This is a genomic window from Prosthecobacter sp. (assembly GCF_044373815.1).
Lineage (GTDB): Bacteria > Verrucomicrobiota > Verrucomicrobiia > Verrucomicrobiales > Verrucomicrobiaceae > Prosthecobacter.
Genome location: NZ_JBIPNG010000321.1, coordinates 1 through 7,682, shown reverse-complemented (window position 1 = coordinate 7,682; position 7,682 = coordinate 1). Strand labels below are relative to the sequence as shown.

General features: G+C 58.4%; 6 protein-coding genes. All 6 read right to left on the bottom strand.

The genetic code is table 11. The annotated features are described in order from the left end of the window. Positions 1-665, bottom strand: a 665-nt coding sequence (locus tag ACIREA_RS21840; RefSeq protein ID WP_397384478.1) for an acyltransferase family protein, incomplete at its 3' end; no start/stop codon positions are given. Beyond that, entirely contained in the window at positions 655-2,055 is a 1,401-nt protein-coding gene (locus ACIREA_RS21835) for a glycosyltransferase family 4 protein (protein WP_397384477.1), read from the bottom strand. The genes ACIREA_RS21840 and ACIREA_RS21835, both read right to left, overlap by 11 nt. Continuing rightward, the gene (locus ACIREA_RS21830; protein ID WP_397384476.1) at positions 2,052-3,128 is read right to left on the bottom strand and encodes a polysaccharide biosynthesis/export family protein; all 1,077 of its coding nucleotides are present in this window, start codon (positions 3,126-3,128) and stop codon (positions 2,052-2,054) included. The genes ACIREA_RS21835 and ACIREA_RS21830 overlap by 4 nt, the downstream gene beginning before the upstream one ends. A gap of 63 nt (positions 3,129-3,191) precedes the next feature. After that, positions 3,192-3,872, bottom strand: a complete 681-nt coding sequence (locus ACIREA_RS21825; RefSeq protein WP_397384475.1) for a response regulator — start codon at positions 3,870-3,872, stop codon at positions 3,192-3,194. Positions 3,873-3,922: 50 nt separating this feature from the next. After that, a complete protein-coding gene (locus ACIREA_RS21820; RefSeq protein WP_397384474.1) occupies positions 3,923-6,967 on the bottom strand; it encodes an SLBB domain-containing protein in 3,045 nt (1,014 codons plus the stop codon). Further along, positions 6,964-7,682, bottom strand: a 719-nt coding sequence (locus tag ACIREA_RS21815) for an ExeA family protein (protein WP_397384473.1), incomplete at its 5' end; no start/stop codon positions are given. The genes ACIREA_RS21815 and ACIREA_RS21820, both read right to left, overlap by 4 nt.

Genomic DNA, 7,682 nt, shown 5'->3' with positions numbered 1-7,682 from the left:
ACTGCGAGAGCACAGCCGAAGAGCAAGCCATCCAGACGTGTGTCCGTGGCATGGCAGGTGCGTGGATGGTGAGCTGAGCCGGAGTGCAGATCAATGGCGGAGAATTGATGCACCAGCAGCATGCGCCACGCGAGTACGGCGGCGCAGAGAGTCAGCAGCAGGGCGAACTGATGCCGGCGGTCCGGCATGACGCGACGCATGGCGAGGTAGAGGAAAGGAAAAAGCAGGTAGAAATGCTCCTCCACGGCGAGCGACCAGAGAATTTCCGTGCCGGGTGGCTGCACCCCACCGGTGATCTCCCAATAATTCGCGGCGAAGAGGGACTGCGCCAGCAATGCCTGGCCATGAAAGCCTCCGGGCAAAACGCTGAGGGCGGTGAGCAAGGCAATGACGGCCAAGATCAGATAAAACGGCGGGAGGATGCGTAGCGTGCGACGCAGGAAGAACTGGCGGAGATTGGCACCGCCATGCTTTTCGCATTCCATCCGCAGCAGGGTGGTGATGAGGTAGCCGCTGAGAAAGAAGAAGACGGTGACTCCGAACAAGCCGGGAACCACATGGGAGAGACCGGCATGGCTGAGAAAGACGATCAAGATGGCCACAGCGCGCATGCCATCGAGAGAGGCAATGTGAAACGCGCCCTGGCTGGGTGCTTTAGAAACCATGATCGGGAATGAGCTGAGGTTGAGGCATGGGCTGCGTCGAGACTTCAGAGTCGACTGTCTGGCTCGCGAAGCCCATGGGGGTGCCCCAGTCGGGTTTGGCCGCACGATGGCCCAGCACCCAGCGATAAACCTCGTGGATCTGCACGGCCTTGGCCTCCCAGGAGTAATACTTGCGAACGTGCGCCTGAGCGAGCTCGCCTGCAGTGTGCAGTTGTGCGGGATCTTCGCGCAGCTCCGTGAGCAACTGGCGCAGACGGGTGACTATGTCTTCACGCGTGGTCATGGGAAGAACGTAGCCGGTTCCTGGTGGCACAAGCTCGGGCGGGCCGCCGTGATCCAGCACGACGGCGGGGATTCCCAAGGCCATGGCTTCCAAAACGACGCCGCCGCCGAATTCACGAATGCTGGGGAATACGAACAGATTGCTCTCACGAAGGCGGGCACCGAGATGGGCATGTGGTATCCAGCCGTCCATGCAAACGCCAGCGGTGATGTTCTCGCTTTGCGCCATGGCTTGCAGACGCTCGCGTTCCGGGCCGTCGCCGATGATGTCGAGATGCAGTGCTCCACTGCGAATCAAGGGGGCGGCAGCGGCAATGAGCATGTCCACGCCCTTCAGTGCTACGAGACGTCCGACAAAGGAAATGCGGAGCGGCTTGGACGGATCAGTGACGGCTGGTGCTTTGGGCGTGAGCGGAAATCTTTCCAAGTCGACTGCGTTCTCGGGCATGAAGACGCAGCGGCTGCGAAGATGCGCGGGCATTTCATGGAGGGTCGTGCGTGAAGCGGCGAGAATGGCGTGCGCGGATTCACGAGTTTGTTTCAAGCCCGGGGAGAAACGATAGAACGCACGCAGGCGTCCTGCGCCGTCGCGTTCCTGCTGACGCAAATCATCAAAGCCCTGAGGCCATGGCACGCCACCATTCAACGGTCCCAGCACGAAGGGAACGCCGATCTTTTTCAGTCGAGGCGCGATCCAGCTTGCCGTGGTGGGGGAGAGGGGAAGGAGACGGTGTACGAGATCGAATTCGCCAGCGCGCAGCCTGGGGCCGAAGGTCTGCCAGAGTTTGCGCTCAAAGAATGGATAAACGAGATTGGAGAGCACAGCGTAGAGGCTCCAGCTGAAGCTCCCTTTGCGGCTGAACTTCGTGGCCAGACTCCATGAGAGGTGCTGCAGACGGCGGTTGTTGATGGCGGTGAAGTCGGTGCCCTCCACCATGCCGGCGCGAATAAAATCATCGCGATTGCGCCACTCGGTGACGATGTGGGCGTCGGTTTGTTCGGCGATGGCCTTCGCGCAGGACCAGCCGACCAGCGCCGCGCTGGTGAGTGTCGGATTGGCTGCCTCGGCAATGATAAGCGGGCGGATGCGACGAGGGGAGGTTGTCATTGTGTGGGGCTGGAGGGTCCAATGTTGAGGTTCAAACCAATGGGGGTGGCATTAGGCGCTCCGGCTGAGTTGCCTTCATTGGCCGCGACCAGTCGCGTGAAGGTGTTGATCGCATCATGCAAAAAGCCGCCTGGGGACATGCTGCCGCTACCGGGCACATAGACGATGTCTCCGGGTTCCAAACGCACATTGGTGGCTTTGCCCTGGATGATGTCTCTGGCATTGACCGTGGCGATCTTGGGCTCCGTCAGCGAGCCGCGCACAATGGTGACGTGGGTGAGGTCTGCTTCAGGCCGGATGCCGAGGCCGCGACCGAGTGCGGTGATCAAATTCATTTCGTTCATGAAACCCACGGGTCTGGGCTCAGTGACGGCACCCAAAACATAGATTTCATTGGTCATGGAGGACGGGAGATAAATGAAGTCATCGGGCTCGATGTAGATGTTTTGAGACATGTCGCCTTCACGGATGAGCTTTTGAAAATCCACCGGCAGCATTTTGCCGCCGCGTATGAGAAAGCTGTGGCTGAGATCGGCGAGTTCTTCGGTGGTGCCGGTGAAGCTTGAGGCGAAGAGACCACCGGCCTGAGTGACGGCATCCAGCACGCGCATGGGGCGGTTCAATGGATAGATGCCAGGAGAATTGACACGACCCAGCACCCACACCCGCTGGCTGCTGACCTCACGCAGAGTCAGTGAAACCTGTGGCTGCTTGTAGTAGCGTGTGAGCATTTTTTCCATTTCCTCACGGAGCTGTGTTGTTGGCTTGCCCTTCACATCAATGCCGGGAAGCAAATCGAAATAGAGCTTGCTGTCAGGCGTGACAAAGGTGTCCGCACGCGTGCCTGTTTCACCGATGATTTCGATCTCGAGTTTGTCTCCAGGTCCCAGTGTGTATGGTTTGGGGGAGGGCTTCAGCCACTCGGGGTGGATGGGTTCCTGGCGCTTGGTCTGTGTGAAGGCGGCGTCCGTGCTGGTGTCCTGTGCACGGGCATCGAATTTTTTCTGCTCCTTCATCAGGGAGCATGCATTGAGCAGCGCAAGGCAGCAGGGGATCAGAGCGGTAAATTTCATGCGCAAACATCCTTGCTGCACAATCCGCCGACAATCCCCGCAGCTGTGGGGTTGCTGAAAAAGCTACTTGGTTTGATCGAGGTATTTGATCACGGCCTCGGTGCGGGAGCGCACGTGAAGCTTGGCATACACCGACTTGAGGTAGTCGCGCACGGTGGCGTAGCTGATGCCCAGTTTGTCAGACACTTCCTTTGGAACCATGCCCTCGGCAAGCATCTCGAGAATCTGGCATTCCCGAGGTGTGAGACCCGGCATGCGTTTGCGCACGGTCTTCGCCGGGTTTTGAAACGACTGGATGAGGAGGAGGGCGATTTCCTGGCTGAGCGGGGCACCGCCAGCGCTGGCTTGAAGGATGCCGGCGATGATCTCGGATGGTTTTGAACTCTTTAACAAATAGCCGCTGGCACCTGCGCGCAGCGCGGCGAACACCCTTTGTGAATCATTGTGAATCGTGAGCACCACAAATGCCGTGGCTGGCATGCGCGGTGAAAGATGACGGATCAGATCCATGCCGCACATGTGTGGAAGCTCCAGATCTACGACCACCACATCGGGTCGCGTTTCGAGCAGAGGTTTCGCGGCGGCTTCCGCGCTTTCCCATGCGCCAGCAAACGCCAACTGGCCTCCAGGCTTGCTGATGAGCTTCTTCAGAAAGAGTCGCAGTGTTGGATCGTCTTCGATGACGGCCACTTGCAGAATGCGATTGGCGGCAGGTGTTGCAGCAGGCTCCAGAGTGGCGATCATGAATCCAATTAACTGAAGGAAATAATGTGCGGCAACTGCGTGAACCTTTATTAGCGCAGCTGTGGCAGGATTGGCTGCTGAATGTAGGGGCCGATGTTGGCGCGGGTCCAGCCTGATACGGCTCCTTGAAGGAATGCATTGATCGCCATGTGGAGCAGTTCCTCGGCACGGGCCCAGGGCTTGTCCGCGACAAACAGGATGTCCTTTGGTTCCAGGCGGAATCCTTTGGCGCGTGCGGTGAGCACGTCCTCCATATCCACCACGAAGCGTTCGGGCTTTTCAAAGGAGCCGCGCACCACAAGCACCCGCCGTGTGTAGGCCTTCGGTGTGAAGCCGCCCGCCTGAGCGATGGCGCTGTGGACGGAAGTGTGGGCCAGCAGACCTTGAGTTCCCTGCATTTTTACATTGCCTAGCACATAGATTTCGTTGGAGTTGGCGGAAGGGAAGTAGAGGTAATCCCCCGGCTCCACATGTGCGTTCTGCTTCATGTCACCGTGCAGAAAGAGCGCTTCCAAATTGACCGGCAAACGAGTCTGCCCGCGCATGACGAAACTGCGGCCCAGGTCTGCGAGCTCCACGGTGTTCTGCTGAAACAAGCCGGTTTCCAAACCGCCGGCTTCAGCTACCACTTCGAGAATGGTTAGGGGGCGGTCCAGATTGATGGCCCCTTTTTTCACCACCTTGCCGAGTACATAGACTTTGCGGCTCTGAAAAGTGGAAGGCGTGACCACCACGCGGGCATTGCGGTAGTAGCGCCGCAGTTCGGTGACCAGCTTTTCGCGCAGTTGATCCAGACTCAGCCCGGACACCTGGATGTCACGTGCCTGCATGTAGGTCAGTTTGCCATCCGGGCCGACCGGCACTTCCTTGCGCTCAAGACCTTCAAATCCGGGCATGTTGATGTTCACCGCATCTCCTGGACCGAGTGGTAGAGCCGTCTGCGCCCAGGCTGAGGAAAAGCTGCTGAGCAAAAGGGCGAGTGCACCAAAACGAGCCAGTGCGGCCGGGCGCAACGTTGGTGCGCGGTCCAGCACGGCGGCGATGAGCCTGCAACCTGCGTCACGATACATGCGCAGAGCATCTTGTACCTTTTGCACCAGGCATGTTCCGCTGGAACCGGCCCAGATGAGATTGGGAAGCTGCTCAGCGATCAGCAGCGCCTCCGGCTGCTCCACGGCTGGGAGTTCGATGAGGATCACCACGCCCGGCAGTGTGCGCCAGTGTGCGAGTGCTGCCTGCCATTGCTGTCTTTGTGAGGGAGTCCACTGCCATTCTTCATCCATGCCGATGCGGTACGGGCGGTTGGTGATTTCGCGGGTGATCTTTCCGGGACGTTCAGGCTGATCCACGGCTGCCGTGAGTGTGAGGGCATCCTCGGTGAGCTCTCGTGTGATCGTGATGCATGCCAGACCACGCCGGATGGCGGCATCAGCCAGCAGTCCGATCAAACGGGAGGCTGCATTGTCCTCAGCCGCATGCAACACACCGCAGATCATGGCGCCGCCATTGGTATGCGTTTGCAGCATGGGCTGCAGCCTTGTCCAGGTGCGGAAGGCCCAGGAGTCTTCATTTTCGGTGGTGGAATCAAGCTTCAATGGCAGTGCTCCCAGAACAGGAAGACCGGTGGCGCGTTTCAAATCACCGCTGCTGCGGATGTAGCCGTCAAGCAGCGTCAGTATGACAACGATGGCGGCCACCAGCAGAGCGCCACCGCCAAATCCACCCGCGCCTGCCATGATGAGTTTTTGTGTTGGCTTTACGGCGCTCACGTCCTGAGCACGTGACATGGAAAACAGCCGGAAGTAGCCTTGAGAATTCTCTTCGTAGAGCGCTGCTTCGCGCTGACGTCCGGCCAGCAGGGCGCGGGAAGTCTCCAGAGTCTGCTTGCGGGATTTGATATGGGCGTATTCCATAGCCTGGCGTGGAAGCAGTGCCAGACGTTCATTGATACCTTCCCGCACAGCGAGGAGCTTCGTCAACTGCTCACCCATCACCTGCTTTTCGGAGCGCAGACGCACGAGGTCGAGGTATAAACTTTCCGCCACATTGCTTTCGCCGGGTTTGGGCGGTGCATCGGTGCGCATGCCGGAAGACTTCATCTGCTGCTCCATGGAATGGAGCTTTTCCATGGATTCGACCACGGCGGGATGTTCGTCGGTGTATCGAACCCGCAGGTCGGCGAGTTCTTTCCTGGCGGTGTCTACTCTTGCTGCATTGGTGTCCACTTTGCCCAGTTCACGTTCAACGCCCAGAATGCGCACGTCGAGGGTGTCGTGGTCGAGCTTCAAGGTCTCATACTTCAGCGTGAAATTGCCCAGTTCAGCCAGCCATGCATCCATCTGCTTGTCTGCATCGAGGAGATGGGACTGGCGGCCATAGGCCAGCAGTTCTTCATTAACCTTGAGCAAATCGACATCGGTGCGCTCGATCTGCTTTTGCAGGAAAGCCTTCATGTTTGAAGCATCGCTGCGCTGAAGTTCGCGTGAGAGCTGCAGCACAGTCTCGGTGTAGGCCTTCAACATCTCGAGCACGGCGTCGGCGCTGACATTCGAGGTCATGCTGATGTTCACAATGTCGGTGTTGCGTTCAGCAGCGACGATCAATCCTGAGCGAAGCGCACTCTCTTCATAGCGATGCTCCAACTGAATGCCGGTGGCAGCGATTGTGGCGCCCGAGTACATGAGAGACATGAGCGTCGGAATCGTGAGATCCGTGGGTTTGAATGATTCTCCTGAATCCGACTGTCTGAAGGCGGAAGCGAGCTGCTGTTTGATGATCTGGGATTTGACGGTGTAAAGAGTTTCAAAGCGCAGCCAGCCCACGGCCAGCAATGCTGCAGAGAAGATCAAACCTGACAGGAGCATGAGCCACCAGCGGCGGATGATAGCATCGATCACACGCAGTGGATCGAATGGGAGTTTGATGGAAGGTGCCGCTGGTTCGGCGGAAGCTGCCGCCGGCATTGCAGAGTTTGAGAGATCCATGGGCTCGATGAGCGCGGTGGCCTCACGTTGCCTGGGCGCTACTGGGCTGCTGATGCCGCGTTTGCGATTGATCGCTGTCAGGCTGAAGGATGTTGGAGGCACTGCGTTCATGAGACACAGGAAAGAGCCGTGGAGATGCCGAGAAGCTGGTCCTGGCGATACAAATCACAGGCCACATCATGTAAGATTTGGGCGGTGACGATGGTGCTGCCAGATGCCCAAGCATGTTCGAGGCAGAGTTTCGCGGTGCGATTGATCTCGCGCGGAATACCGCGGGTCATATGATGCAGCTGGATCAACGCATCTGCTTCGAACACCGAGCCGTCGGCATGGCCGGCTGCTTTCAAACGATGCTCCACATAGTTTGCGGTGTCAGACTCAGCCAGAGGCATGAGATGAAATCTAAGTCCGATGCGCTGCTGAATTGCCTGATTGCTGTTTACCAACCTGCGCAGCGGGGGCTGGCCGATCAGCAGCAGTGTCAGCAGTGGGCGGCCAGCGCCGTTGAAATTGGTCAGCCAGCCGAGCTGTTTGAGCGTTTCCTCCGGCATGTCCTGCGCTTCATCGAGCAGCATGATGACATGCCGGCCGCGCTCAGCCGCATTTTCACAGAGGGCTTTCAAGTGTTCGCAGCGGCCAAACCTGCCTTCGGGCAGGTGATCTGCCTCCGAATCTAGCTGACAGAGCATGGATTGCAGCAGTTCATCAAAGCTGAATCCTGAATTTTCACAGCTCACGACAATAAACGCGCAAGGATCCAGGCTCTGGGCCAAAAAAGCACTGGTGATCGTCTTGCCGCAGCCGATGTCGCCTGTCAGCATGCCCA

Excerpts from the sequence above, each read along its gene's own strand:
- ACIREA_RS21835 (WP_397384477.1), bottom strand. The coding sequence starts at position 2,055 with ATGACAACCTCCCCTCGTCGCATCCGCCCGCTTATCATTGCCGAGGCA.
- ACIREA_RS21820 (WP_397384474.1), bottom strand. The coding sequence starts at position 6,967 with ATGAACGCAGTGCCTCCAACATCCTTCAGCCTGACAGCGATCAATCGC.
- ACIREA_RS21825 (WP_397384475.1), bottom strand. The coding sequence starts at position 3,872 with ATGATCGCCACTCTGGAGCCTGCTGCAACACCTGCCGCCAATCGCATT.
- ACIREA_RS21830 (WP_397384476.1), bottom strand. The coding sequence starts at position 3,128 with ATGAAATTTACCGCTCTGATCCCCTGCTGCCTTGCGCTGCTCAATGCA.